This is a genomic window from Methanosarcina sp. 2.H.A.1B.4 (genome assembly GCF_000979385.1).
Classification (GTDB): domain Archaea; phylum Halobacteriota; class Methanosarcinia; order Methanosarcinales; family Methanosarcinaceae; genus Methanosarcina.
In genome coordinates this window covers 15,114-41,941 of sequence record NZ_JJOV01000082.1, presented here as the reverse complement: position 1 = coordinate 41,941, position 26,828 = coordinate 15,114, and the positions used below count along the sequence as shown (strand labels likewise).

Genomic DNA, 26,828 nt, shown 5'->3' with positions numbered 1-26,828 from the left:
TTTTATCTCCTGCAAGTTTTCATTTCCATTTAATATTAGATGCAGCCCATAAAAATTATTCCATTATGCCATTTAAAAGTAGGCAATTTGCAGGGAAAATAGAAATTCTCAGCATCTAACCTGTTTTTTCATCATGAAATTAAATATTTTGTCCTTTTCAGGGAATTGAATTATCACATTATTAATAAATATCTCTTACCTGAGATCATTTTTATGCAGATCTATCAATATATACGCATAATAAGATATAATTTGGTAGCAAACGGGGGCGTTTGGCATAGTTATTACTGTAGTGAAAAGTGGAGGGAATGAGCTTCAATGGATGCGTAATCTCCTCTCTACAAACCCTTATCCCATAATGAGAGCTGGAAAAGATGGAATTGTACTTTACGCAAACGAAGCATCAGTTCCTTTACTGGAAATATGGAGAATCGAACCTGGACAAAAACTTCCGTTGGAAATTCTTCCTTTCATCCGGAAAACGATCAGAAAGAAAGAAGCTTTAAACATTGAAGTAAAAGAGAATAACAAAGAATACTTACTCACTTTTAATCCGGCGGAAAACGAATGTGTACATATCCACGGAATGGATCTTGCCTCCATGACAGCAAGAAAGAAAACACTATTTACGCAGAAAAAGCAGCAAGACGCATTTTCTGAAAACCTGGCGGACCGGGCTTCAGAGATGGTAGTTTCTGCTCTCAAAGCCGAATTCTGCAGAATTTTCAAGTTTTCTCACGACGGCGTTGACCTTACGGAAAATCAGCCTTCGATTCAGGAAATCGGATGTATTGGACAGCCTGATAAGTTAGATGAGCTTGCCGGGGGGATCAGTGTCTTTATAAGAATCCAGGGAAAACCCGGTATTGTTGTAACGCTTTACAGAACCAGACCGGATGAGTTTGCCCCTGAAGAAGTACGTTTTTTAAGGTATGTCCTGTCTCTGGTTCGTAAAGTCCAGAAGTGTAAAAGGATTGATGCAGAACTACAGGACAGGATACATTTTTTAGAATCATTACTCGAGGAAGTTCCGAACCCTGCTTATTTTAGAGATGTAAGCCAGACTTTTCAGGACCGCAGTGAGCTTTTCTCCGGGAAAGCTGCCCACTCTCAAGATCGAAAAACTTCAGGGTATTCGATGCATGAACTGGAAGAAGTAATTCCAAAGGAGCTTGCCGCGATCTACAAAAAGAAAAAAGGAGAGGCTTCAGAAGTATCAGAGGAGTTCGGGATGATGCCGGGCATCTGCAGTATGTTCAGGGAAAGTGAGGAGGCATTGAAAATAGCCCTCGAAGTGCAGAAAGTGTTCTGGACAGTCATCAATAACAGTCCAGCAGTCGTATTTTTATGGCGAAACGAGGAAAAATGGCCTGCGGATTTCGTGTCTGAAAATGTTTCACAGTTTGGGTATGAGGTTGAAGACTTCACCTCCGGAAGAATCCTTTACGGCGATATTGTCCATAAGGAGGATCTAAATAATGTCCAGGAACAGCTTGACAGCTGCGTAGAAGACAACTGCGAAGGTTTCAAGATGGAATATCGGATCTGCACAAAAGAAGGGGAATTGCGCTGGGTCGATGAGAGGACATTCATCCAGAGGGATGCAGAAGGTCGCGCCACTCATTTTCAGGGGGTGGTCATTGACATTACCGAAAGGAAGGTTGCAGAAGAAGCCCTTGAAAGAGCCGAGCAGCTCCGGAAAAAAGAGATCAACCACAGGATCAAGAATAACCTGCAAATAGTTTCTTCTCTGCTGGACCTGCAAGCCGAGAAATTCAGTGATAGAAAGGTTATTGAGGCTTTTAGGGAAAGTGAAAGCCGAATTGTCTCAATGTCGCTTATACACGAAGAACTTTATGAATCAGGAAACCTTGACATTCTTGATTTCTCGTCTTATATCCACAAATTAATAGCTGATCTCCTCCGTTCATACAGTACCGAGAGTTCAGCTATAAGGGTAAACCTCAATGTAGGAAAAGTTTATCTCGGTGTTGACACAGCAGTTTCTCTGGGCATTATAATCAACGAACTTTTCACTAACGCCATCAAATATGCTTTTCCCCAGGGCAAAGGAGGGGAAATAAATGTTGAACTTTTCGGGGAAGGAACCGGAGAAGCAGTAAACGAAAAGGAAATCTCAGGTAAACCCCCTATTCCGAAGATTCCTGATAAAGGTAAGGATATGCATAAACAATTTACTCTTATCTTTGCAGACAACGGGAAGGGCTTTCCCGAAGATGTCGATTTCAGAAACACGGAAACCCTTGGTTTGCAGCTTGTAAATGCTCTTGTGAACCAGATAGAGGGGAGAATAGACCTTGAGAGGGAAAAAGGTACGAAATTTACGCTTAAATTTAGGGAAAGAATCAGGGAAACGGCCTGAAACTTCAGGACTATTCCATTCAGGATGAAATTCTAATAGTAATACCTGCATATTTTTAATTAGAATATTAAAGGGGGTAGTTTAAATGAGTGGAAATCTTTTCAAAAAAATCCTGATTGCAACGGATGGTTCAGAAAACGCCAAAAAAGCAGCTTCTTATGGAATAGACATTGCGCGGGCAACAGGGGCTGAAGTATATGTTCTGTATGTTGTTTCTACCGAGCACGCCGGAACTGCAAGGACAGTTATGGGCTGGACTGAGGCATTTGAAGAATATCTTGCAAATCAGGGAGGGGTTGCAACTGGCTATGTAGAAAACCTTGGAAAAGAAGCCGGAGTTAAAGTGGAGCCGATGTATCTGAAAGGTGTTCCGGCTGAAAAAATCCTTGAATATGCAGAGGAGAGTAATATTGACCTGATAGTAATGGGCACACAGGGCCTGACAGGAGTCCAGAGATTCCTTATCGGCAGTGTGGCAGAGAATGTTCTCAGGCACTCAAAAGTCCCTGTAATGATTGTCAGGTGATTGTCAGGTGATTGCCAGGTGATTGCCAGGTGATTGCCAGGTGATTGCCAGGTGATTGCCAGGTGATTGCCAGGTAATACAGGTCCTGAAAAACTATCAGTTATTTTTTACCGTTAGGATTACCAACTTTCCAGAGCAGCATCCAGCATAATCTGGAAACTGCTCATGGTATCCAGTCAACTGCTTTTTAGAAGTTTCTGATTGAACAGAGACTCCTGACCCATTTTTAGGGGAATCACAGCTCCTTAATCCTCAATAATCCCTGCCCCTGTAAATATGGCTTTTGCTTCCTCAAAGCTCAGGTCTTCCGGGGGTACAATGATGTCGGATTCCAGAATTTCTTCCGCGCCAATTGCTTCCCCTTTCTCCTTAATCTCAGAAATCAGCTTCACAAGTTCTGTTCTGAATTCCTCAGCATTTCCTTCCGCAACAAGGGCTACAATTTTGTTATCGATCTGGTTTAATTCATCGCAGAGGGCTTCAGGCGCCCGGTACTGGCCTTCTCCCATGATCCTGATTATCATATTCAGACCTCCTTTCCTTCTTCCGGACCTTTGCTTTCTCCCCCTGTTTTCGCTTTTTCAGGTCCCTTTCCAGCTTCGGCTTTAAGCTTTGCAAGTTCGGATTCGACACTGCTCTGGGTACTGATTTTTGCAAGTTCGCGCTCGATGTCGTCCCTGCCACCTGTAAGGTCTTCGAGTGCGCCGGCTTCCATAAGCTCGTCAATTGCCTCGGCGCGGGCTTTCATTTCTTCAGTCTTATTTTCAGCCCTATCAAGTGCAAGTCCCACATCTGCCATTTCTTCGCTGATCCCGGTAACGGACTCGTTTATCTTCACCTGAGCTTCAGCTGCGGAGTACTGGGCTTTAATGGACTCTTTCTTTGTCCTGAAGATCTCGACCTTTGTAGAAAGGCGCTTTTCCGAGGCAATGAGCTTTTCTTCCTGTTTTTCAAGCTCCAAAATTTCCCTGTCAATTCCATCTACCTGCTGCTGGATGGCTGCTTTTCTCTCAAGAGCCATCCTTGCGAGGTCTTCACGGTCAGCGGCAACTGCTTCTCTTGCCTGCTTTTCAAGCTTCTCATTACTCTGAATCAGTTTTGCCCGCTGGAGCTGGAGGCGTTTTTTAGAGGTTGTCACTTCTGCAACGCCTCTCTTTACGTTCTGCAGCAGTTCCAGCTGCTTTTCATAGGAATAATCAAGCGTTTCTCTAGGGTCTTCCATTCTGTTAAGCACTTTGCTCATCTTTGACTTGAATACTGTTTCCATCCTTGCGAATAATCCCATATGTTTTCCCCGTTGCTTTTTCAAAAATTGTTCTGTAAACAGGCTGGCATTTTTTGCCTTATTTTTATGGAGTCTGGTTTTTTTGAAAAATCCTGGCACTTTTTTCGCAGTACCCTTTTCTTCCTATGTCTTTTAGCTGGAGTTATATTTTTAGTTTATCTGTACTTTACTTGTTTCACTTTACTTTAGCACGTTACTTTATTTCACTTTACTTTAGCACGTTACTTTATTTCACTTTACTTTAGCACGTTACTTTATTTCACTTTACTTTAGCACTTTACTTTAGCACGTTACTTTATTTCACTTTACTTTAGCACTTTACTTTATTTCACTTTACTTTGCCTTCCTCTTCCCGTTCTTCAGGGTCTTTTTTCGGCGGGTTCTTTTATACAGGCATTTTTATATATACTGATTGATTATTCGTAGTCACGCGAACGTTTTATATATTCAAAATACAACTTATCTAAAGATATTATGGTAAAACCTGAGACAAAAACTGAATTTTTTTATACTGAAAGAGGGCTTATAGCCGTAGACAGCCCTGTTAAACTCCAGATATTGAATTTACTCAGGAAAGAGCCAAAATCGTTTGACGAAATCGTAAAATATACGGCAAAAGCCAAATCAACCATTTCAGTTCATCTTAATAATCTCAGATCATGCGAGCTTGTTGAAGAAAATTCGGACCCTGAAGACCGACGCAAGAAGATTTATTCCCTGACCTCTCATTACATGGGCTGCTCCCAGGAACCATTTATCGGGCATTACAGCAGCCTGCTGGAAACAGTTGCTGCAAGCGGAAACGACAGGTTCCGCTTTATGGAAGCCCTTTTTCATGTGATGCGATTTGGTTTTGAAGCATACGGGCTTGATAATGCCCCTGTTGTCAGGATGATTGGAATAGATATTGGCAAGCATCTCTCTGCTAATTTTAAATCAAGTAATCCTGAAGACCTGTTTAATGAGATTGCAGGCTTTATGGAAATTCACGGAGACTGCCGGGTCTCGGTGCTCAGGGGGAGCTCTCCTGTGCTTCAGGTCGAAGATGACTTCAAAGCCAGGTCCATGCCGGCAATAGGAAAACCCTTCTGTGCCCTCAGAGAAGGCATCATTGAAGGAATTCTTAAAGAAAAACTGGGAAACGAGTGCGGCGTCCTGGAAACCGAGTGTTATGGAACCGGGCACACGCGCTGTCTGTTTGAGATTACAATATGAATTATTTAATTATACTTACAGTTTTACAGAATAATTTTTGTCCGGAAATCCGCCTTTTAAGAAACAATTCTTTTAATGCAAACTGTCTCACAAAAAGTATACTGGAAAACCTAATTTTCGGATTCAGGTTGGGTTTTCCTTTCAGGCGGACTCAAGGGTAATGAAAGTTAACTGGAATCTCCTATTACGACTCCAATTTCGGATTTAAGGCGAGGTCCTATTGCTGCCACGATTCCGGGCCCGTCCGTTTTTTCGCGGCACACAACTGCGTGTTCAAGCAGCCCCAGGCGCTCGATTTCATAAATGTCCCTGCCGTGCCCTGTCCTTTTTATTGCGTTTTTTATTTCCGAACGGGTAGCACCATTAATGACAACTCTGTCGGTGCTTGCTTTTTTCCATCCCCACCAGATGTCAAGCTGTTTTTTGGTGAGGCGAGCTTTTGCTTTTTTGTTCCCCTCAAATACCTCAACTTCAACCGGCAGGTGAGGGACCAGCCCGAATCTCGATGCAAGCTGTTTTGGTTTTCCGCTGCCCAGTGCTTTGAGTTCCTCAGCTTCAACGCGCAGAGGGACACCGATGTTGACCACAAAAGCGTCTTCCGGAAAAGCCTGAAGGAAACCCAGGTACACCTTTCCAATTTCAGCTTTTTTTACAGGACTTCCGTACCTGGATGTCAGGATATTTGCTGACACCACGTCATCTTCGCCCTCAAGGGAAAACTCTGCCCAGTTTTCCGGGGTAATAGAAACCTCAACCTTTACCTCGAGGTCTTTCAATTCATTCTCAACCAGGCTTTTCAGGAGTTCAGCCATTCTGTCCCGGTTTTTTCCATAAATATGCTGGAGGGTTACAACTTTTTTCATTTTCATCCTGCCACTTTATTCATTCTCTACCTGTGCCTGCCGTATTAAGTATTTTCCGGTATTGAGCTCTTCAGGTAAGATTCTAGGAGCCTTTCGGTCTCTTCCAGGGCTGAATCTACTGTTTCGTCAACAGGTGTTTCCGCCTTCTCAATCTGGCTATGCAGTTTTTTGATATCCCGGCTGTAAGGACCAAGTTTTCTGGAAACCATCTCCTTACTTTGCCCATTCTCAACTGCTTCCCTGTGGATGCTCTCTATTTTATTTTTAAGGTTCCTGACCTTTTCAAGGATTTCAACACTTAGAGGATCAAGCTCTTTTGCATTCTCACTTTCGGTTTCTTCTCCCCGTTCTTCTACCTCTTTTCCTGTCGTTTCTCCGCCTTCTCTGCCTTTTTCCTCTTGCCCCTCTTCTCCTGATTTCAGGCATTCTACTCTTGAAGGAGATCCCTCTGCAATTATATTCCGGAACTCTTTAAGGGCAGTTTCTACTTCCTTTCCGTACTCCGTAAGTTCGACAAACTTTATCCGTCCTTCAAATGTGAATCTTATAAGTCCGGAATGTTCCATCTTCGAAAGGATTCTCGTAGTATGGGCAAATGTCGAGTCTATTTCCTTTGAAATAACCGAGGCATAGGTTTTTCCCATCGAACCTATAAATAGCAGTGCAAGCGTGGGTTTTTCCTGCAAAAACAACTTTTCTGCGTCTTCGTCGGACATGATATCACATTGAGTTTTTTAGCGGATTATTTCCGGGTCTGAGCTCAGGCCTTTATTATTCTTTAATAGTTTATATAATAATTGAACAGTTTTCGACCTCTGGTTTTCAAAGGAATATTCTCTTCATCTTGAAAGCGCCAGGATTATTTTCTTTATTTCAGCCACGGGAGCATCTGTTCTGAAAGAGGTCCCGCTGAAATGAGTCCTCGAGGCTTCAAACCCGCTGGCTTTAAGGGCCTCTATCAGAATCTCGATACCTGTTGCAGAAGCCCCAAGCCCCTTGCAGATAACGTGCTGGTCATAGAACATGGGAATGTCGAGTTCGTCCCTGCAGAATGCAATTATTTTTTTTGCTTTATCTTTCGTGTTCAGAGGGCGCGTTTCAAGCTCAGAAAGCACTTCATCGCAGAACTCCGGCTCTTTGAAGGGCCCAAGCCACAAAGGTCCTGCAATCTTTGTCAGTGCTCCGCAGACAGGGCATTCCCGGTCAATATGGACGGCAAGCCCATGGACAGACTCTCTGAACCCGCATTTAGGGCAATGAATACTGAATCCCATAAACTTCAGGGTCCTATCAGCCTGTTTAGTCCCGGGAAGCACTTCAATGTAACTACGAACATAATGGCGCGTGACATGGGAAAGCAGAGGCAACATCCCTTTTTCGTGTTTTGCAAGTTCTCTGGCACAGGCTCCGAGCAGGACCCTTAAGCCCATTTCGCTGTGATATTCCGTATTAAGGGGTACGGCTGCATATTTTCTGATTCCAGAGTTCAGGTGGGCTCCACAGAGAGGAGCAGTATCTGTTGCAGTAACCGAGAGCATGCTCTGCGCCGAAGTTGCGGATGCATCAAGGTAAGGCGCAGGAGTTCCGAAAGGGTCGACATCCACTATATGGAATTTCTGCTCATGAAGCAGAACATTTGCGTTCTTGCGTGTAGCCTGAACTTTTTCCTCAAGCCCGTTAATTTTTATATTTTCCTTTATCAGTTCAAAGGCTTCAGGGCTCCAGTCATTCATTGTCGCATGTATTCCGACTTCCCTTGCGATCCTGAGCCCCCGGATTCCTGATGCTGAAAAGGCATCCACGTAGCGGATCTCCTCTCTCTGTATGTCTTTTCTCGAAAGAAGCCTCTCCACAAATGCTGCAGTTGCTGCAACATTGATATCACGGTTCAATTCCATCTCCGGGTTATAGAACACCGGCGCTGCCGAGGGAGGGAAATTTGCGTCCGGAGGCGGGACCGGAACCGAAATTTTTGTTGTCCCTTCCACTATAGTTCTACATATCATCTAAAGCTGCTATACTTTGGGATATTATTTTACAGTGATGGTCATCTGCATGTTAGGATATTCACGTGCGTTGAAATTGTAGCTTCCGGTTTCATTGAATGTGTATTTCAGGGTGTTTCCGTATCCAAGCCTTTGATCCTCGAAAAGCCCTTCCTTGCTGCTCAGGGTAAAGACAATGGATTCTTCAAAATTTCTCCATACAACTATATCCCCTGTATTGACCTCCAGCTCGGAGGGAATAAATAGATAATTCTTGAGCCTTACGAGGTATGTTTCTGGCTCGGTTCCAGCAGGCTGCACAATCTCGACTTCTTCGTCATCGGTCACGTTTTCGGTTTGCTCGTCTTGAATTTCATCCCCCATACCCGGAGTTAACGTTTCTAGAGGTGTTCCTCCCTCTCCGGCTGTTTCTGTTTCTTGCGGCGTCCCCGCTTCCTCTAATGTTTCCGTTTCCACCGGCGTTTCCATTTCTTCTGACGTTATTGCCTCTGCCGGTGTCTGCACTTCTTCAAGAATCTGCGTCCCGCCTGAACCGCCTGAACCGCCGGAATCCTCCAGGCCGTCCTCTTCTTGCCCCTGATTTCCTCCCCAATTCAGGTAGACAAACACTAACACTGACAGGACTATGAGGAGCAGAATGAGCTTTTTTATCACTATTACTTCCCCCTGCGTAAGCTTTACTTTTTTACTCCCAATTCAATATAAGCCCTATTAAATAATAACACTTTCTTATAATAAGCTTTATATTAAAAAATAGTTTGTCTGTAATCGATTTTACGGTTTTTACCCTGAAGAACTAATTTCCGGAAGTACGATTAATTGGCATATTAGCTAATTGGCATATTAGCTGGCTTTTTACCTCTAAGCCTTGTTTATTCAGGATGAGGAAGGGGAAAGTTATCAGAAATGGAAATGAGCGGCAAAGATTTAAAATCTGAAAAAAATAAGTTTACTGGAAAGTTTTGCCACCTTTCCAGATGAAGCCTGTATAAGCTTTATGAGATATTTTATCCATTAGTTCCTTCAGAAAACTTATTCAGAAAACTTATTCAGAGCTCGTTCACAGTTATATTGACATCCATTCTGGGCTGCCCGATAATGGTGAAGGTATAAGTCCCGGTTTCATTGAAGGTATACGCAAAGGAACGCCTGTACACAAGGCTCGCGTCTTCAAAGAGGTCTTCTTCACTGGTAAGGGTAAAGACTCTCCTCGGGCTTTCCTGATAGTTTATCCAGGCAACTGTTTCTCCTTCTTTGATATCAAGGCTTGAGGGATATGCCCTGAAATTGTCCAACCTTATAGTATAGGGAGTTTTTCTTATATCTGGTGTGGTAACTGTCGGTCCTTCTTCAGTCTCATTTTCTACCGGAGTTACTTCTTCCTCTGTTTCTGTTACTACCGGGGTTTCAACTTCGTCCGGAGTTTCAGTTTCAGTTTCAGTCTCTGTCGGTGTTTCCGTCTCTTCCGGAGTTGCAATTTCATCCGGGGTTACTGTTTCTTCAGGTGTCGCGTTTTCTTCCGGGGAGGGCTGTTCATTTCCAGCACATCCCGAGAACAAAACTACACCTAAGACTAGAAGTAGAACAATTATTTTTGTATTCATTTTATTCCCCACAATCTCGTTTGGTTATGGAATTAGGAAATCTGCGGAAATAATTCAAAGTGCCGCATAGTTATATTTTTGATGGATTGACGTTAAGATAACTAAATCATTCGAATATTAATAATATAGTATTGTGTACGTAATAACGAATGATATTTAAGCTTAAGTTCTTGCTTGAATGGACACTTCTCTTTTTTCAAGTTTTTAGCTTTGCCTGTACCATTTAGGTACATATAAATATATTTTTGCATATTTCTTTTATATATATCTGTTTTTCAAAGCAAAACTCCTTATGAAATTTAAGTGCTTTGCTTGCATATAAAGATATTTTAGACATATCAAAAAACACTTCCATCTAGAATAAAACAGTTCTTACCTTAAAAGGCCCTTATGGCTCAAAACAACCCGCACAATACCTTCGAGAGATATTTTTAGAATGCAGGTTAATGAAAAAAAATAAAATTATCAAAAAATGATTCCCTTCTGGAAAGGCTGACCTTCATTTTTACCTGAATTAGCTTCAGTTTGAGCTAGCTTGCCAGCCAGGGATCCGTATTTGCTTTTCCATCTTATTTCTCTTACTTCACTATTAGAATGAGCTCTGAGCCAGGAATTTCCCCCAGCTTAAAAGTGTAGTCTCCGGCTTCATTAAAGGTATATGAAAAACTTTTTCCATAGCCGATGACCGAATTCTCGAAAAGGCCCTCTTCACTTACCAGCGTAAATGAGCGTTTTGGCTTGTTAAGGTTTTTCCAGACTACAGTTTCATGCCTGAAGCATCCCCATCTTGCTTTCTCTCACAGGATGTTCCATAAAAGCAAAGCCACGGTCCCGGTGACTGCAATGATTCCGAATGCGTTTGTAGCAAGGGAGAAAAGGCTCGCAGAACCTGAAATCTTTGAAAGCAGAATTTTATTTACAGTACTTACAAGGCTTGCAAGCACTGCAGTATTTGCTGCGACTTCGTAGGAGATATTTCCGCTTACGGCAAGGAGGGTTACGGAGACTATCACTCCAGAACTGCTGAAAAGAGCTCCAAGGGCAGTTATGTATATTCCGACGGTCCCTGCAAAGTCATAAGCAAAGTTTCCTACGATGAGAATAAGGGTAAAAGCAATGCCGAATTTAAATGCCTGACCAAGTGAGAAAGGCGACTGAATCTTAAGTTCCCCCCCACCCATCGGACAGAATTTCTTACTATGCCTGAGAGTTATTGCTATGGAAACAGTGATAAGTACAAGCTGGGAAGGAAGCATAAACAGGGTTGTCTGGCCTGTCGGGTCAACTATAAAGGCTAATACAAGGTTTCGAATGAGCATGGAAATATTGCAGAGTAGAATTCCTGTAAGTACGGGATCGGTCATCCCCTCTGTTCTTTTGGAGAGCCCTGCAAGTGCTCCTGTGGTAGCTTCGCTGTTAATAAACCCCCCGAGAAAGCCCGAATAGCACAGGCCGCGTTTTGCCCCGAACTTTCTCAGGAGAACATAGCTTGAAAAACTGATCAGGGAAACAAGAATCACAATAAGAATTGCCGACCTGAGGTTTACAAGCCCGAAGAACTGTTTTTCCGGCATCACCGGATAAAGTATGAAAGCGACAGCCAGAAACTGTATGGCATTGTAAAGCTCTTCTTTTGTCAGGTTTCCTGCAAACTGGTGAAGAGGCTGCTTCTGGATCAGGAGGAAAGATACAACTATTGAAGAGACAATCGCAAACAGGCCGTAGTCATAGCCAACAAGGACACCCATCACGAAAATAAAGAAGAGAGTGATAGGACTTGTAACCCCTATCCGCTTATAGAGAAATATCTTGGAATAGGCAATTATGGAACAGATAGCTGCAAAGAAAAGCGTGGCTACGTAAACGAAACCCGGACCTGCAGATTCGCTTGCAAGAGCAACGAGCATACCTGTTATGCAGGTTATGCTGTAACTCCTGACACCCGCAAAAATCTCGTGTTCAAGGCCTCTGTGCTCCCTTTCCACCCCTACCATTATCCCTATCAAAAAGGCAACGGCAAGTTTTGTCAGGAAATCCACAAAAACCGGATCAAAACCGAACTCGCTAATTACGTCCGTAGCTCAACCTCTCAGATTTTTCTGGCTGTAATTCCATATGCAAGTAAATAATGTAATTAAAGTGAGTTCTATATATCGTTAAAGTGAGTTCTATAAGATCCTGTTCACTCTATTATATGGGAAGACATTATCTAAATTGATGTAAAACTAAATATAATTAGATAGTAAGGATGTTCTTGTTAATGAATATACTCCTGAAAGGAGAAAAAGGTTCAGAGTACTCGGAAATCTCTCTAATATACCGATTACTCCGAAAACCTGGTCGAACCGGGGTAATTGAGATCCGGTCAATTGAGATCTGGTTGATTAAATATGGTTGATTAAATATGGTTGATTAAATATGGTTGATTAAATCCGACTAAAACTTGTTTTATACTTCCACGAATTCAACCTCAATGGATTTGTTTTCGGTTTCTTCAATAGTTATAAGGGCGCAGGAACCTTTGCAGGCTTCCCCGGGGTTTACAACAACTGTTTTTCCGACCTGTTCAATGCCTTTTGCTTCATGGATGTGCCCGCAGACCATCAGGTCAACCCTGTCCAGAAACTTCTGGATAGCTTTACTGCCCACATGTCCGAAAGGTAGCTCGTCTCTTGCTCCGTGGGGTGGGGCGTGAGTCAGGAGCACTATTGTCCCGCATTCACCTGATTTTTCGGCTGAGCAGACCATTCCTTCAAGGGCATTTTCGATTTCTTCTTCGGAAAGCTCAAAAGGGGTATTAAAAGGGGTGGGGTTTGAGCCTCCAAGCCCGATAAACCGGATATTTCCAATCTGCTCAGCTTTTTCGTGCAGGTTTACGGCTTTTGAATTCTCAAGGGCTTTCAGGATGCTCCTCTGGTCGCAGTTCCCGGGAATTGCAAGCACAGGCTTATCAAACATTTCAGCCAGCTCGTCTACCTTCTCATCGGGCCCGAAATTGGTAATGTCTCCGACTACCACAGCAAGGTCGAAGGCCCCAGCTCGTTCTATGATCTTTTTTATCTTCGAATAATCCCCATGGGGGTCGGAAATAGCGAGTATCTTCATCCTTATCCCGTCCTTATCATGATCTTTTAATTTTATGATCTGTTAATTCTATGTTTAATTCTATGATCTGTTAATTCTATGTTTAATTCTATGATCTGTTAATCCTATGTTTAATTCTATGATCTGTTAATTATGATTTTTAATTTTAGTTTGAATTATTATATACGATCTCTGTTACACTTTATGTTATGTGTTATTCTGTTGACATGCACACATCTTTTATATCCCTTACGTAATATACTGCCCCATGCGTGACATCATTATTATAGGGCATAAAGCAATGACAAGCGGCGATTTTTCTTTAAATGACCTCCCCGGGTCTGCAGGAAGAATGGATATACTCTGCCGCTGCGTAAGCTCTGCCCTTTTCCTCTCTTTTGGAATGCGCAGGGATGTAAACGTGCACCTGCTTCTTCTGGGGGAGCCTGAGCCCGGAAAAATTATCAGGTTTGAAGGGCTCCACCTGAGATATCTGAATCCGGACGAAAGAAGCAGTGGTTCGCTTATCAGTAAAGCCCTTTTGAAAAATACAACTGAGCTGGATACCCGGTCCACGCCTGGCGTCTGGATCCGTAAAGGAGACTTAAAGTCCCTGCTGGCTTCGTTTGAAGGGAGGACCTTACTCTATCTTAGAGAAGACGGACAGGATATCAGAGAACTTGCCGGTGAAATCCGAAACCCGGTTTTTATTCTGGGCGACCACACAGGTGTTACCGAAGAAGAGGAAAAACAGCTTCTTGAAGCAGGAGCACAGATTATCTCGGTTGGTCCCATTTCCCTTCACTCCAACCACTGCATAACTCTTATCCACAACGAACTGGACAGGGTTGAAGCAAAAAGAGGGGAAATTCCAGGAGGAGAAAACTCCGGAACTGAGGAGTGAGCTGCGATTCTTGAATCAGGTTTTTATCCAAAAAGTTATATCCCATTTCCCTGTATCAGGATAGAAACTTATCCGGATGTGCCTTTTCAGGCACATGCCTTAAATTTGCGCATCATCTCTACTACACTCAATATAATCTGTCAATACTATCTTTCAATATAATTCTGTCAATACTTTCAATATAATCTGTCAATACTTTCAATATAATCTATCAATACTTTCAATATTATCTGTCAATATTATCTGTCAATATTATCATTCAATATAATCTGTCAATACTTTCAATATTATCTGTCAATACTTTCAATATTATCTGTCAATATTATCTGTCAATACTTTCAATATTATCTTTCATTCTCCACTCCCCATATATATTTCCCGAACAAAGAGCTTAGAGAACGTGAAACCAAATGGATGTACTTGAAATTTCAAAAAAGATTCTGCACGAAGGCCCTATCTGTGACCACTGCATGGGCCGTCAGTTTGCAAAATTGTCCACAGGCCTCAGCAACAAAGAGCGCGGGCAGGCAATGAAACTCGCCCTCGTCCTTGAAGGGGACCGCATTTACAAAAGTGAAAATGACGACTCTCTCTTAAAGGAACTTGTTTCCTGCAGTGCCCGTGCAAGGAAAACTCTCAGAATTGAGGGAGAAGATGAGCAGTGCTGGGTCTGCCTTGACCAGTTCAAAAAACTGGATGGGTGGGCAGAAAAAGCTGCAAAGGCTCTCGAAGGTCTTGAGTACTCCACCTTTCTCGTGGGGACAAAGGTCAGCGGGCTTCTCAGTGAAAACGAAGAGATCCTATGGGCTGAGGCAGGGACTGCCTATGCCGAGCAGTTGAAATCCGAGCTTAACCGGGAAGTAGGCAAGCGGATTGCAGAAACGGTTGGAAAAGAAGTGGATTTTGAAAACCCGGATATTGTGATCACCCTTGACCTTGCAGCAAACAAATTCGAGCTTCAGGTCCGTTCAGCATATATCTACGGGCGCTACCTAAAAAAAGTCCGCGGAATCCCCCAGACTCGCTGGCCCTGCAGGGCATGTAAGGGCAGGGGCTGCGAAAGGTGCGGGTTTACAGGAAAACAATATCCAGAATCCGTAGACGAGCTTATCAAAGGTCCTGTTATCGAAGCATTTGAGGCTGTTGATACGGCTTTTCATGGTTCTGGCAGGGAAGATATAGATGCCCTGATGCTCGGAAGCGGTAGACCCTTTGTGGTAGAAGCAAAGTCTCCTGTAAGACGCGTGGCTGACCTTGAAGCACTTGCTGCCAGAATTAACGAGAATGCTGCAGGAAAAGTTGAGGTAAGGGAGCTTCGTTTTGTCGAAAAAAGTATGATTGAGATCCTGAAGAGCTCAAAAGCGGATAAAACTTATAAGCTTAAAGTTACATTTAAAGAGCCTGTTTCAGAGGAAAAGCTTAAATCCTGCCTTGAGTCTTTGAGTGGCACAGAGATTGCCCAGCAGACTCCAATGCGGGTGGTTCACAGGCGGGCAGATCTTGTCCGGAAAAGATACGTGCACAGCATCACGCTTGACGAGCTAACAGATGACGGTCGTGCTAGCATAACCGTAAACTGTGAAGGCGGGCTGTACGTCAAAGAGCTGATTTCCGGGGACGAGGGCAGGACAAACCCGAGCCTGACAGGGCTTTTAGGAGTCCCAGCGCTTGTGGAAGATCTTGATGTAGTTAACGTCGAAATTTAAGCCCCAGGCATCTGAATCTGCTTTAAATAAACTAAATCAATCTAAACAATTTGAATCGATATAATCTAAACCAATCTGGATTTCAATCTGAATCAGTTTCATTAGCCGGTCAGGCCACAGGGAAAGAGTGGCTTAATGAACGGTTCATTTAAATAATATCCATATTATTTAGAGGAAAATCAATAATTAAAAAGAAAATTTATTAAATAAAAACTAATCGAGCATTCTAACGGAGGAACATGCGATGTCAAATTCCCACGGTGAAAGACGCTGCACAAGATACAAATTACAGAAGACGGTTCGCGAAAGAGGAATTTCCCCTGTAAGCAGGGCAATTCAGGAATTCAAAGAAGGACAGATGGTCCACATAGACATAGACCCTAGCGTCCAGAAAGGTATGCCAAATCCAAAGTTTCAGGGATCCACTGGAAAGGTTGTCGGGCAGCGCGGTCGCTCATATGTGCTGACAGTCCGCAACGGAAACGCAATGAAGAGCGTCATTTCTCTTCCCCAGCACCTGAAACCTCAGAAGTACTGATTCCGAGCAAGGTAGTTAGGTTTTTTCAACCTAATTTTCCCTTTTATTTCGGAATTTAAGGAATCCAGACCTCCAACCGGAGGTTTGAAATCCTGCCAGAAATTCCGGTAAATACAGCCTGAGTAACGGCCCGCTAAAGGATTGAATGTAACAGAACTAATGTCCCTTAAAAACCTGTAAAAGGGCACGTTTAAAGGGGATATGAAATAACTGCTTTTTAAAAATTAGTTTTTTATCCTGGTAAAGGAACATCTATAATTATATATCATTTGTAAAACATATAGCTGAAATAGTTCAGGATAACGTCATTCAAAACAGTTCCGGCTTATCGGGCGCATGCTGGGTACTGAAAGGCAGAAAATACTGGCAGCAGGAATCAGAGCTCACAATAATAGCAGTAAAACATATTTGCTCTGTAAGGAAGTACAACTACCTGAAATTTTAATTCAAAAGAGTGTATTCCAATGATAGTTAAGGAAGTCATCAACGAAGAGTTATTGACATTGGCTGAGGTCAAGGATATACTTTCCGGGATCGCTGACGAGCGCAGAGAACAGGGGTTAGAGGTTGCATACAGTTTCAGAAAAGCCCTGCATCATGCGGAACAGTTCTCAAAAATCAGCGGAGAGAAGTCGAGGGAACTTGTTAATAAGTTACTTGAACTTGAAAAAATGAAGCCCGTTATCGCGATCAGGATCGCGGACATCCTGCCTCAATCCAGAGACGAACTCAGGTCAATCTACGCGAAAGAAAAGTACACCCTGAGCAATGAAGAGCTGGATCAAATTCTGGAATATGTATTCGCAGCTATGGAATAATTAAAAAGTAAAGAGAATAATCTATATAGCAGTTTATCTTGTTATTCATGAGGGAAGTATCCTAAATCTGGTTAGAGTACTTTAAAGTATTAGAGTACCTTGACCTGAAGAATTTAGCAGCAGAGGATTCTTTGGACCTCTAAGTCCCCGAACCTGAGAATGCCGAAATAAAGGTTAGTTTCAGGCAATTGGTTTCGGGGAATAGTTCAACAGGTCTGGTAGCTGGGGAAGATCCTGAACCAGATAGAAGAGCTAAAAGAAGCTTGGCATATCTAGGTGAGCATACCCTGACATTTAATGGGGTTTCATATTTATCGATAGGATGGGTGCTGATGAAAGTAGAGAAGTCGCAATCAGGTAGACCGTACACTGGCAGATCATCTGCCGAAAGACCTTCTTCTGACGGCAGGCGGCCGGCAGGTAAACCACAATCTGAAAGGCAGTCAGAAAGAGCTCCGCGCTCATCCGGAAAAGCCACGGAGAGTCCACAGGACAGGGAGGAATATGTATGGGTCCTCGATTATCTTCCCTATGGAAAATCCGTTGACGGTACGTCAATGTACCAGAAAAAACCTCTTGTGCAGGCTGTTGGGGATAAAAAGTTCACTCTTATGGAACTGGTCCCAAAAGCCGGTGTAGTTCCTGAAATCCAGTCAAGAGTCTATATCGGGCCTGGAGACAGAAATGAAATAGATCACGTAAAGCAGAGGATAGGGCATTCTGACCTTACTACCGGAGCAAACCTCGAATTGCCCTTCATCCTTGAAGCAAGCATCAGGCACAAAGAAGAAAGGTTCGTCAAATTCTTCAACGATGCCCATTCCATCACAACCCGCCTGCATATGCTTGAACTCCTTCCCGGAATAGGGAAAAAACTCATGTGGTCTATCATTGATGAACGCAAGAAAGGGGAGTTTAAGAGCTTTCAGGACATCCGTGAGAGAATCCCGAGCCTTCATGACCCTGCTAAAGTCATTTCCCACAGGATCGAAGAAGAACTCAAGGATGATTTCATCAAGTACAGGCTGTTCACCGTCCCTCCTCGCCATCAGGGCCCGAATGATCGGTGAACCTTTTCATTCTATTTTTTTTCAATACGGTTTCTGCCTCTCTGGCTTCTGCACGTTCGGTTTTTGAGGATATATCTACAGGGTTTATCTTTTGACGGTTTACTAACTTTAACTAAATCGATTTATTTACTTTAACTTGTCTGCTTTAATTTACTTCAAAAAATACTTACAAAACACGTCCGAAATATTTACATAATATTTACAAATTGCCAATGAAATAGTTACAAATTGCCAATGAAATAGTTACAAATTGTCAATGAAATATTTACAAACGATACAAAACGCTTACAAATACTTACATTATTAAGGAGGTTTCAGCCCTGGTTCGTTCTATTCTTAAAAAGTACAATATAAAAGGAGGCACCTTTGATCAACACTTCCTCGTTGATACTGGCTACCTGGACCGGATAGTTGCTGCTGCTGAGCTAAGTCCGCAGGATACGGTTCTTGAGATCGGTGCAGGAATTGGAAACCTAACCGAAAGGCTTGCAAGGAGAGCAAAAAAGGTAATTGCAGTCGAGCTTGACCCTGCCCTTGTTTCAGTCCTGCACGACCGCTTCGATAATGTTGAAAATGTGGAGATTATCGCAGGCGACGCCCTGAAAATCGAGTTTCCTGAGTTTGACAAGGTTGTTTCAAACCTTCCCTATTCCATCTCCTCGGAAATCACCTTCAAACTCCTGCGCTACAAATTCAAACTTGGAATTCTTATGTACCAGTACGAGTTTGCAGTCCGCATGGTCTCTTCTCCAGGCTGCAAGGACTACTCCCGCCTTACGGTCGATACATATTACTTTGCCGATGCTTCCATCCTCATGAAAGTTCCAAAAGGCGTCTTCCAGCCAGCACCTGAAGTTGAATCTGCAGTGATCAAACTGATCCCCCGTCCCGCCCCATTCGAGGTCCGCGACGAAGCCTTCTTTCTCGAATTTGTTACTGCAGTCTTCAGCCAGCGCCGAAAAAAGTTAAGAAATTCGATCCTGAACACAAATCATGTGCTCAAGATCCCGGAAGTAAAAGAGGTTGTAAACCAGCTCCCTGAAGATTTCATGAACAAAAGAGCGGAAAACCTTACTCCTGAAGAGCTTGCCAGCATTGCAAATATAATTTTTGACCTCAAATCCAGATAATCCATGGTTGAGATAGAATACAAAAACACCCGGGTCAAACTCGGAGCCACAGACCTTGTCTACGAGCCAGCAGAAGACTCCTTTTTGCTTGCTGATGCTGCCCTTGAAGAGGCAGAGCCAGGCATGCACATTCTTGAAATCGGAGCAGGCTCGGGTTTTGTATCTACCGTGCTCAGGACAAATGTTAAGGGCATCCGCGTGCTTGCAACAGAAATCAACCCCCACGCCGCCAGCTGTGCAAAAGCAAACGATGTTGAGGTAATCCGCACAGACCTTTTCAGAGGCCTGAAGCCGGAAAACCGGAAAACCTCTTTTGACCTCATCCTCTTCAACCCGCCCTACCTTCCCACTTCCGAAGAAGAAAAAGTCCCTGGCTGGTTAAATTATGCTTTTGACGGCGGAGCCAGCGGGCGGGAAACCCTTGACCGGTTTTTAGATGAGGTCAGGAACTACCTGAGCCCCGGAGGAAAAATTATGGTTCTGATCTCATCGATTACGGGGCTTGAAGCTGTAAAGGAGAAAATGGAGAAACTGGGGTTTGAGGTCGATGTTGTGGGAAGAAAAAAAGTTTCATTTGAGGAATTGATGGTAGTCAGAGGAGAACTCCTGTAATACTCTTTCTGACCCCGGAAACTAATTTTTCCTCTTCATATTGCCGGAGTGCCCACGGACTGGCGAACAACCCATCGAAAGAAAGAATAAGAAAAGAGAAATCCGTTTTTACTTGTTGTTTTGTCTTCTTTTTATCTCTTTTTCTTTGTAAGACCACTCTCCTGCATCGAGCGTGGCAAAAACGACCCGGTATAAAGAATAAAGTTGTACGGGTCAGAAGGATTTGTAATTCAGTCCGCTTGAACGAACGAACACTACTCTAAACCATCAATTAGTCCACTTGAGCGAATATCACTGCTAAAAAATATAAATTAGTCCTCTTGAGCGAAGCGAAAAGGACTGCGGGCTCCCGAATCGCAACTCGGGAAGCGAAACGGACCGCGTACTGTTGCGATTACATCGCAACTCTCAGGAAATCTTCGATTTCCTGTGATCCCAAAGCGCAATTCGGGCGAGGCGCAATTCGGGTGGCTCAACCAGGGAGAGTCACGATTCGGGAAATGTATGTTCAAGAGTAAAAATAAAATACTATTGAAATAAAAATAGCCATGCAATCATATATAGAACAAAACCCAAAGAGTATGAGTACCATGACCCCCACAGACAGGGAAAATCCCACTTACCCAACATTCATCGTAGGCATAGAACCGCCAACCGGAAGGACCGAAAAGGCTCTCTGGTTTATTTTCCGGGGCCGTGATGTTCTTCTCAAAATTAAGAAAAATCCCGGAGCTATTCCGAAGCTGCTGGACCCTGGGGAGCTGGGGCTGCCTTCAGTCCGGGAACAATACCTTGGCATGCTTGAGGGGATGCACTGCTATTCTGTGGAGCTTCCGAAGGATACTCCGGCTCCCGAGGGGATGGAATTTGTTGACCTCAGGCAGGCACATTCGGAGATCAGTGAAGGGTGCTTTGAGCTTGTGAACAAAGCAGTGCAGATAATGGAATGGGACAGGACAAACCAGTTCTGCAGCAGATGTGGAGCAAAAACTCACCGGAAGCCAGGGGAAAGAGGAAAGGAATGCCCTGCCTGCGGAGAGCTTTTCTATCCAAGAATTTCGCCTGCTGTCATCGTGCTTATCAGGAAAGGGCATGAGGTTTTACTTGCAAGGTCCCCTGGTTTTCCCAAAGGCCTGTACAGCCTGATAGCCGGCTTTGTCGAGCCGGGAGAATCGGCTGAGGCAGCGGTTGCCAGAGAAGTCTGGGAAGAAGTCGGCATAAGAGTCAAAAATATTGCTTACTTCGGGACGCAGGCATGGCCTTTTCCGAATTCCCTCATGATCGGCTTTACTGCAGAATACGATTCAGGGGACATTCGGCCCGACGGATTTGAAATCGAGGACGCAAAGTGGTTTTCAGCAGATTATCTGCCTGTCCTGCCCGGAAAGATCAGCATTTCAAGGAAACTGATTGACTACTACCTCAAAGAAGAAGGTATGGAAGTTTAATAGCCTATTAAGAGCTTTTGTATTGTTTGATAAGAAAGTTTCTAATAAGGAAAGTTTCCTAATAAGGAAAGTTTCTGATTCGGTGTGAGTCTGGTTTGAGAAGTTTTTTACTTGAATCCGATTCATTCGACTGAAACTTTTCGACTGCAACCTTTTTTAGGACTCAGTGGTCCGTCTAACGTTTCATCTCATCGTTTTCTCCTAATACAGCTCCCAGGGCCATCCCCAGGGCAGGTCCAAGAGCAACTCCCAGGGCTATATTATCCGTCATAATGCCTATTATCAAACCCAATGACATGCCAAGGGCAAGTCCAGACCCCATTGCATTCTCTTTTCCATTCTCCTTTCCGTCCTCTTTTCCGTAGTTTTTTGTGTATTTTCCGGTCTTATTTACTTTTTTTCCCAGCCGGTAGGAGATAATGAAAAAAGCTACAAATGTGATGGCTAAAATTACAATTATTGAGAAAGCAGCTGGATTACTCATCATTCTAAATTTATCACTTTAATATAAAAAGAGTTTGAAGCGGGGGTAACTGTCTGGCTGGAAATTCTCCCAAATCTCATTTTTTATATTTTTGCAGTCTTTACATTTTTGCAGTTCCGGCGTATCGCATGAACTCAATCGAAATCACGGAACTTTCTTTCCAAAAAAAATATGAAATTAGATCTCATACTCTCTGATTCAGAAGTTTCAGGAAAAAACCGATAGTACACAGAAGCTTCTGTAAATTATGAATCATTCTGTCTCTTTATAATGTTATAAAGAAAAGCCCCACGCTATTAATTGCTATTTAATATCCCTTAATTCATCATCTGAGAAAGCCAGGCCCTGATAATGTCTCATACTGGTTAATGAATCATGACCCTGCCGTAAACATACAGTTGACTCAACAACCCCGGAAGCAATTAACCAGGACTCCAATGTTTTTCTACTTGACTTTACAGAAAGACCGTAAGGGTTTATGCCTGCAGATATAGCCCATCTCTGAAGGTTCTTATTCCAGGTACTTTCTAAGGGAGGTTTGCGGGCCTGCCAGAAGTCTTTAAGCAAATAATTGAACATGGAAGGCAAAGGATGAATAGTTCTTTCAAGCTGTCTCCTTTTGTGCTTCTTCTGTGCTTCCTCCGGAAGATGGATTATATTTCTTTTCTCATTTTATCAGTACACAATTTTGATTCCCAGAACCCGCGCAGAAAGTTCTATTGCTTGCCCGGCATTGACTATAGCCCCTCTGAGTTCATTGCGTGTATCGGATACTGTGATCCCATCAATGATACAATCCGATAAGTCGATGCCGTTGAGTAAGGCTTTAAAGAAATCCGCTCCAGTGAAATTAACCGCTTTCAACGTGGGCTTTTTTAACCGAATCTCGGATAAGAAAGCTTCCGTAAAATTGCAGTCACGAATGGTGCAGTTCTCCAATACGGAACTTGAAAAATCTGCATATCGAAAGGAACCGTCCGCCAAAGAGGTTTCTTTCATGTTGCTCTTGCTGAAGTTACTGCCATCGCCCTTGCACGTTAATATTTTGGAGCCTTTCCAGTAGCTTTCCGTAAAAATGCAATTAGCAAAATTGCAGTTATCAAACACCGAATTGTAAAAGCTGGTTTTTGAGAAATTACATTTGCTGAACTGGCATTGTATAAACTGTACCGATTCAAATTCAATCCTTGCGATATCGACATCCGAAAGCATCTCGCCTTCAAAGGATATATTTTCGATATAATTGTCATCAGATTGTGCGGCTATAATTCTGCTTTCCAACATGCTTCCATCTCTGGATATTGATGTTTCCAAATGATTATAATATGTAGGACTTACTCACCAGTGTCATGCCAACCAGATAATGTCGTACGAAAATTTTCAATCAAAACTTACATTTTTGAGTTTTGTATAGAAAGTCGGAATGATTAATAAGAGTGCGAGTTATGGGATATTATATCGGGAATTTTCAATTAAATGGTTAGAATGTTGTTGAGAAATAAATTGCTGAACAGTATTCATAATTGAGAAGATTGGGGGTTACAAACATGCCTGGACTTAGCAGGAATATTTTACTAATTATACTGGCATGTTTAATTTGTTCAACTGTTTTGCTAATTGCTCTAACTTATCCGAATTACCACGAGACGATGACGGAAGCACAAAAGCAATTGCTTGCGAACAGTACTATTTTGAAAACAGAATTTGGGGATATTGAGTATGCTGTAGAGGGAGAAGGGACGCCTGTCTTATTGCTACATGGTGCAGGAGGCGGCTATGATCAGGGACTCTGGTTGGGCAAAGTATTTTTCGGGGATGAGTATAAATTCATCTCGGTTTCACGATATGGCTATCTTCGATCATCCATTCCGGATAATGCTTCAATTGAAGCGCAAGCCGCTGCGTATAAAGTTCTTCTGGACAATTTAAACATAGATAAAATAACTGTTGTTGGCGTATCAGCCGGAGGTCCGTCAGCCACTCAGTTTGCAAACGACTATCCTGACAGATGCTCAGCGTTGATATTGATTTCCGCTGTAAGTATGGGCCCGGCACCAGGCGACCAGGATCCTTTTTATGTTGGTATTATTCACACTATCCAGCAATCTGATTATGCATACTGGCTCCTCACAAGATTTTTTCAACCTGCAATTCTGGACCTGATGGGAATTCCAACACAGGTGTACGAAGCATTTAATCCGGAACAGAAAGAATTGGCACAGGAAATGCTTGATATAATGCATCCAATGTCTCAAAGGTATAAAGGCACTGTAAACGATGAAAAAATGATTGAATTTTATACCGTACCTACAGATAATCTTCGTGCACCAACATTAATTATCCACGCTAAAGATGATGCGCTGGTAAGTTACAAACATGCGGAAAATGCTCACAGTAAGATAAACCAGTCGCAACTGGTATTATATGATACCGGAGGGCATGGAATGTTATCTCAAATGAACGAGACGAGGGTGCTTGTGAAAGAATTTCTAAATGAATCCACCTATTAAACCGTGTGGAATTGAACATTTAACTAACCTATTTCCAGAGGCTGTTGGGGATTGACAGGCTGAGATATGGGAGGATCTTCTTAAGTTGCACTATAGGATTATCTCAAAAAGCCAGATGCAAACAAATATAGAAAAAGATTTTAATTTTGATGTCAAAGTGGAGTAATTTATATTTTCAGTCATTGCAGAGACGGACTTATTTTGGAAGGGAGGAGAAAACGTCAATGGACATTTCTATCAGATTAGAAGAAGAAAAGGACTTCAAAAGTGTAGAATTCATGACAAGAGAAGCATTCTGGGATTTATACAAACCCGGATGTGACGAACATCTTGTACTGCATAAAATAAGAAAAGTACCTGCTTTTGTAAAAGAATTGGATTTTGTTGCATGTGATAAGGATACGATCGTCGGCAATATTATCTATTCAAGAGCTAAGGTCCTGAATGAGGAAAATAAAGAATTCGAAGTTTTATGTATGGGCCCATTAACAGTATTGCCATCATATCAAAAGCAGGGGATCGGTTCTTTATTAATGAATCATTCTATCGAAAAGGCGAGGCAGCTGGGATACAAGGGTATTATTATTTTTGGAAATCCCGACTATTATCATCGTTTTGGTTTTGTCAATGCTAAAGAATATAATATCCGGACATCCTGGGGCGATAATTTAGATCCATTTATGGCATTAGAACTCTACGACGGTAGCTTGAGGGGCATTTCAGGAAAATTCTATGAGGACGAGGTTTTTAAAATAGAAAATGAAGAGCTGGAGGATTTTGAAAAGCAATTTCCCTACAAAGAGAAGCATGTTACGGACACTCAATTAAAACTATAAATAAAGAAGAAACAGTATGAATTAATTTTTTGAGAAACTTATGGCAGGCCCGGAGCAGGCCCGGAGCAGGCCCGGAGCAGGCCCAGCGGCAAAAAAGTAGAGAAAACTCTTTGCTAAATAGTGTGGAGTTAAAATCAAATGATCAAAAAGGTTGCAAATTTTATAATATCATTTGTTATTACAACTATTATTTTATTGGTATATTTTTATCTTGCACATGGTTTGCCTGTCGCTCAAGAACTGGAAAAAACGAATATCGTATCTGTGCAAATTGTGCAGGGAAACGAAACCATTAATCTTACTGGCGATGAAGATCTTGAGAAAGCTGTCAATGTTGTAAAAGTATTAAGTTTTCGATTTGGAGAAGCTAATGGCGGACCTGCAGATACGACATGCACATTTTATCAGAGAGATGGTTCCAAAATAGAAATCGGAGCAAACAATGATACCATTTTTAAGAATGGCAAGCAGTATGTTGGTGTGAATGATTCATGTCGACTTTTTGGGAACTTAATTCAGGGTCTTTTTTTCTCGGAAACACTGCAGGATGGAAAACTGTATAATTAACGAATAAGCTTATCCCAAAACTTTAATTAACCGCATTACTTTTGGAGTGGGTCCATTATAAAGAAAAATTTGTACAACTGGCAAGTGTAAAGGCAAAAAAATCAAAAAGAACCTTTTACAGGCCCTGTAGAAAACGATGTTTATCAATTCTCTGCCCTGCCTTGGATAACATTTACGCATATTTCGCACACGGATTTCGGAAATAGGGAAAAAGCACAACCCATATTTGATTGGGGAAAATATCATGAAAGGGATGGCAAATTAATGATGCCTTTTGCAGTCCAGGTTCATCATGCATTTGTTGACGGTATTCATATTGGCAAACTTGCGGATAAGCTGCAGAGATACCTGGATGAAGTGTAGATTATAAGCATAATGGAAAGACCAGTAGTTCATTAATCTAATCTTTACTTTTCTTGAAGTTATGTATTCAGATATCTGTATGATCAGCGTATCGCCAGCCGGTTTTGCTCATAGGAGATAATGAGAAAATGGAGAAAAGACATTTTTATATCTCAAATAATAAAACTCGTATTCCTGCTATCCTGTGGGGAAAGCAGAGTGAAAAGCTGTTGATTGAAGTTCACGGCAACTGTTCTAATAAAGAGGACACCGTAATCTCCATGATGGCACAAAAGGCCGTTGCAAAAGGTTACCGGGCGTTAAGCTTTGACCTGCCCATGCACGGGGAGCGTGTAGATGAGGAATATGCCTGTATTCCCGAAAATTGTGTAAGTGATTTGACGGCTGTTTATGAATATGCAAAGTCGCTTGCACCTGACATTCACTTGTTTGCATGTAGCATGGGGGCCTATTTCAGTCTGCTTGCCTATCATGACTTTGACATAAAGCAAAGCTTGTTTCTCTCGCCTGTTGTCAATATGGAACGCATTATACGCAATATGATGGAAGGTTTCCAGGTAAGTGAAGAGAGACTAAAAGCAGAGCATGAAATCCGGTTGCCGATTGGACAGACATTGGAATGGAACTATTATTCCTATGTGAGAGAAAACCCTGTTTGTTTTGAATGGAAAGCACCTACTGCCATTTTGTACGGTTCGGACGATAATCTATCTGAATGGGAAGAAATTTCAGCATTTGCAGCAAGATATCAAGCAACAGTTAAAGTTCTCGAGAATGGAGAGCATTACTTCCATACGGAAGAACAATTGCAGATGTTTGATATATGGGCAAATGAAAATCTGCTGTAAAGTAACGTAGAAAAGGAGCAAATCTTCC

The 26,828-nt window shown here is 42.5% G+C and carries 27 protein-coding genes; 16 read left to right on the top strand and 11 right to left on the bottom strand.

What is annotated here, in order from left to right:
• Positions 1–322: 322 nt before the first annotated feature.
• Together EO92_RS16780 and EO92_RS13395 are read left to right on the top strand one after the other, a co-directional pair.
• The gene (locus tag EO92_RS16780) at positions 323–2,383 is read left to right on the top strand and encodes a histidine kinase dimerization/phosphoacceptor domain -containing protein (RefSeq protein WP_052734364.1); all 2,061 of its coding nucleotides are present in this window, start codon (positions 323–325) and stop codon (positions 2,381–2,383) included.
• 85 nt (positions 2,384–2,468) lie between these two features.
• On the top strand, positions 2,469–2,909 hold the full coding sequence (locus EO92_RS13395) for a universal stress protein (RefSeq protein WP_048172333.1): 441 nt from the start codon (positions 2,469–2,471) through the stop codon (positions 2,907–2,909).
• 245 nt (positions 2,910–3,154) lie between these two features.
• On the opposite strand, the gene EO92_RS13390 is transcribed toward EO92_RS13395, so the two are convergent.
• Both EO92_RS13390 and EO92_RS13385 read right to left on the bottom strand, forming a co-directional pair.
• Positions 3,155–3,433 (bottom strand): hypothetical protein, encoded by a 279-nt coding sequence (locus tag EO92_RS13390; protein WP_048172331.1) that lies wholly within the window; start codon positions 3,431–3,433, stop codon positions 3,155–3,157.
• Positions 3,434–3,435: 2 nt separating this feature from the next.
• A complete protein-coding gene (locus tag EO92_RS13385) occupies positions 3,436–4,194 on the bottom strand; it encodes a PspA/IM30 family protein (protein WP_048172399.1) in 759 nt (252 codons plus the stop codon).
• Between the two features lie 474 nt (positions 4,195–4,668).
• Between EO92_RS13385 and EO92_RS13380 the strand changes: the two genes are divergently transcribed.
• Positions 4,669–5,409, top strand: a complete 741-nt coding sequence (locus tag EO92_RS13380) for a V4R domain-containing protein (protein WP_048172329.1) — start codon at positions 4,669–4,671, stop codon at positions 5,407–5,409.
• Positions 5,410–5,576: 167 nt separating this feature from the next.
• On the opposite strand, the gene EO92_RS13375 is transcribed toward EO92_RS13380, so the two are convergent.
• From EO92_RS13375 to EO92_RS13345, 7 genes are all read right to left on the bottom strand, one after another.
• Positions 5,577–6,272, bottom strand: a complete 696-nt coding sequence (locus EO92_RS13375) for a DUF2110 family protein (RefSeq protein ID WP_048133101.1) — start codon at positions 6,270–6,272, stop codon at positions 5,577–5,579.
• Between the two features lie 44 nt (positions 6,273–6,316).
• A complete protein-coding gene (locus tag EO92_RS13370) occupies positions 6,317–6,988 on the bottom strand; it encodes a MarR family winged helix-turn-helix transcriptional regulator (protein WP_048172327.1) in 672 nt (223 codons plus the stop codon).
• A gap of 123 nt (positions 6,989–7,111) precedes the next feature.
• Positions 7,112–8,278 (bottom strand): tRNA (guanine(10)-N(2))-dimethyltransferase, encoded by a 1,167-nt coding sequence (locus EO92_RS13365; RefSeq protein WP_048172325.1) that lies wholly within the window; start codon positions 8,276–8,278, stop codon positions 7,112–7,114.
• 24 nt (positions 8,279–8,302) lie between these two features.
• Positions 8,303–8,932 carry a cell surface lipoprotein gene (locus EO92_RS13360; protein WP_235283334.1) on the bottom strand — a complete coding sequence of 210 codons (630 nt, stop codon included), beginning with the start codon at positions 8,930–8,932 and terminating at the stop codon, positions 8,303–8,305.
• A 395-nt stretch (positions 8,933–9,327) separates the two neighbouring features.
• Complete coding sequence (locus tag EO92_RS13355; protein WP_048172321.1) at positions 9,328–9,882, bottom strand: hypothetical protein; 555 nt, start codon at positions 9,880–9,882, stop codon at positions 9,328–9,330.
• 797 nt (positions 9,883–10,679) lie between these two features.
• Positions 10,680–11,921: an MgtC/SapB family protein gene (locus EO92_RS13350; RefSeq protein ID WP_048172319.1), complete on the bottom strand. Its 1,242-nt coding sequence runs from the start codon at positions 11,919–11,921 to the stop codon at positions 10,680–10,682.
• A gap of 409 nt (positions 11,922–12,330) precedes the next feature.
• Complete coding sequence (locus EO92_RS13345; protein ID WP_048172317.1) at positions 12,331–12,987, bottom strand: metallophosphoesterase family protein; 657 nt, start codon at positions 12,985–12,987, stop codon at positions 12,331–12,333.
• A 247-nt stretch (positions 12,988–13,234) separates the two neighbouring features.
• Between EO92_RS13345 and trmY the strand changes: the two genes are divergently transcribed.
• The 8 genes from trmY (at position 13,235) to nudC (ending at position 21,192) form a co-directional block, all read left to right on the top strand.
• On the top strand, positions 13,235–13,870 hold the full coding sequence (trmY, locus tag EO92_RS13340) for a tRNA (pseudouridine(54)-N(1))-methyltransferase TrmY (protein ID WP_048172315.1): 636 nt from the start codon (positions 13,235–13,237) through the stop codon (positions 13,868–13,870).
• A gap of 410 nt (positions 13,871–14,280) precedes the next feature.
• Positions 14,281–15,576, top strand: a complete 1,296-nt coding sequence (locus tag EO92_RS13335) for a tRNA pseudouridine(54/55) synthase Pus10 (protein ID WP_048172313.1) — start codon at positions 14,281–14,283, stop codon at positions 15,574–15,576.
• A gap of 244 nt (positions 15,577–15,820) precedes the next feature.
• Positions 15,821–16,114 (top strand): 50S ribosomal protein L21e, encoded by a 294-nt coding sequence (locus EO92_RS13330; RefSeq protein ID WP_048172310.1) that lies wholly within the window; start codon positions 15,821–15,823, stop codon positions 16,112–16,114.
• A gap of 464 nt (positions 16,115–16,578) precedes the next feature.
• Positions 16,579–16,932 (top strand): RNA polymerase Rpb4 family protein, encoded by a 354-nt coding sequence (locus EO92_RS13325; protein WP_048134964.1) that lies wholly within the window; start codon positions 16,579–16,581, stop codon positions 16,930–16,932.
• Between the two features lie 332 nt (positions 16,933–17,264).
• Positions 17,265–18,002 carry a DUF655 domain-containing protein gene (locus tag EO92_RS13320; RefSeq protein ID WP_048172307.1) on the top strand — a complete coding sequence of 246 codons (738 nt, stop codon included), beginning with the start codon at positions 17,265–17,267 and terminating at the stop codon, positions 18,000–18,002.
• 320 nt (positions 18,003–18,322) lie between these two features.
• On the top strand, positions 18,323–19,132 hold the full coding sequence (gene rsmA / locus EO92_RS13315; RefSeq protein ID WP_200896782.1) for a 16S rRNA (adenine(1518)-N(6)/adenine(1519)-N(6))-dimethyltransferase RsmA: 810 nt from the start codon (positions 18,323–18,325) through the stop codon (positions 19,130–19,132).
• Between the two features lie 3 nt (positions 19,133–19,135).
• A complete protein-coding gene (locus EO92_RS13310) occupies positions 19,136–19,744 on the top strand; it encodes a HemK2/MTQ2 family protein methyltransferase (RefSeq protein WP_048172303.1) in 609 nt (202 codons plus the stop codon).
• A 581-nt stretch (positions 19,745–20,325) separates the two neighbouring features.
• Positions 20,326–21,192, top strand: a complete 867-nt coding sequence (gene nudC / locus EO92_RS13305) for an NAD(+) diphosphatase (RefSeq protein ID WP_235283333.1) — start codon at positions 20,326–20,328, stop codon at positions 21,190–21,192.
• Positions 21,193–21,367: 175 nt separating this feature from the next.
• Here the strand turns inward: nudC and EO92_RS13300 are convergent, their stop codons facing one another.
• Together EO92_RS13300 and EO92_RS13290 are read right to left on the bottom strand one after the other, a co-directional pair.
• A complete protein-coding gene (locus EO92_RS13300) occupies positions 21,368–21,676 on the bottom strand; it encodes a hypothetical protein (RefSeq protein ID WP_156165833.1) in 309 nt (102 codons plus the stop codon).
• 675 nt (positions 21,677–22,351) lie between these two features.
• The gene (locus EO92_RS13290) at positions 22,352–22,960 is read right to left on the bottom strand and encodes a pentapeptide repeat-containing protein (protein ID WP_048172296.1); all 609 of its coding nucleotides are present in this window, start codon (positions 22,958–22,960) and stop codon (positions 22,352–22,354) included.
• Positions 22,961–23,223: 263 nt separating this feature from the next.
• Here EO92_RS13290 and EO92_RS13285 point away from each other — a divergent pair, with 263 nt between their 5' ends.
• From EO92_RS13285 to EO92_RS13265, 5 genes are all read left to right on the top strand, one after another.
• Positions 23,224–24,186 carry an alpha/beta fold hydrolase gene (locus EO92_RS13285; RefSeq protein ID WP_048172293.1) on the top strand — a complete coding sequence of 321 codons (963 nt, stop codon included), beginning with the start codon at positions 23,224–23,226 and terminating at the stop codon, positions 24,184–24,186.
• 224 nt (positions 24,187–24,410) lie between these two features.
• Entirely contained in the window at positions 24,411–25,022 is a 612-nt protein-coding gene (locus tag EO92_RS13280) for a GNAT family N-acetyltransferase (RefSeq protein ID WP_048172290.1), read from the top strand.
• A gap of 138 nt (positions 25,023–25,160) precedes the next feature.
• Positions 25,161–25,589 carry a hypothetical protein gene (locus EO92_RS13275; RefSeq protein WP_048172288.1) on the top strand — a complete coding sequence of 143 codons (429 nt, stop codon included), beginning with the start codon at positions 25,161–25,163 and terminating at the stop codon, positions 25,587–25,589.
• A gap of 156 nt (positions 25,590–25,745) precedes the next feature.
• Entirely contained in the window at positions 25,746–25,952 is a 207-nt protein-coding gene (locus EO92_RS18640) for a CatA-like O-acetyltransferase (protein ID WP_369793158.1), read from the top strand.
• A gap of 128 nt (positions 25,953–26,080) precedes the next feature.
• The gene (locus tag EO92_RS13265; protein ID WP_048172286.1) at positions 26,081–26,800 is read left to right on the top strand and encodes a carboxylesterase; all 720 of its coding nucleotides are present in this window, start codon (positions 26,081–26,083) and stop codon (positions 26,798–26,800) included.
• Positions 26,801–26,828 lie beyond the last annotated feature (28 nt).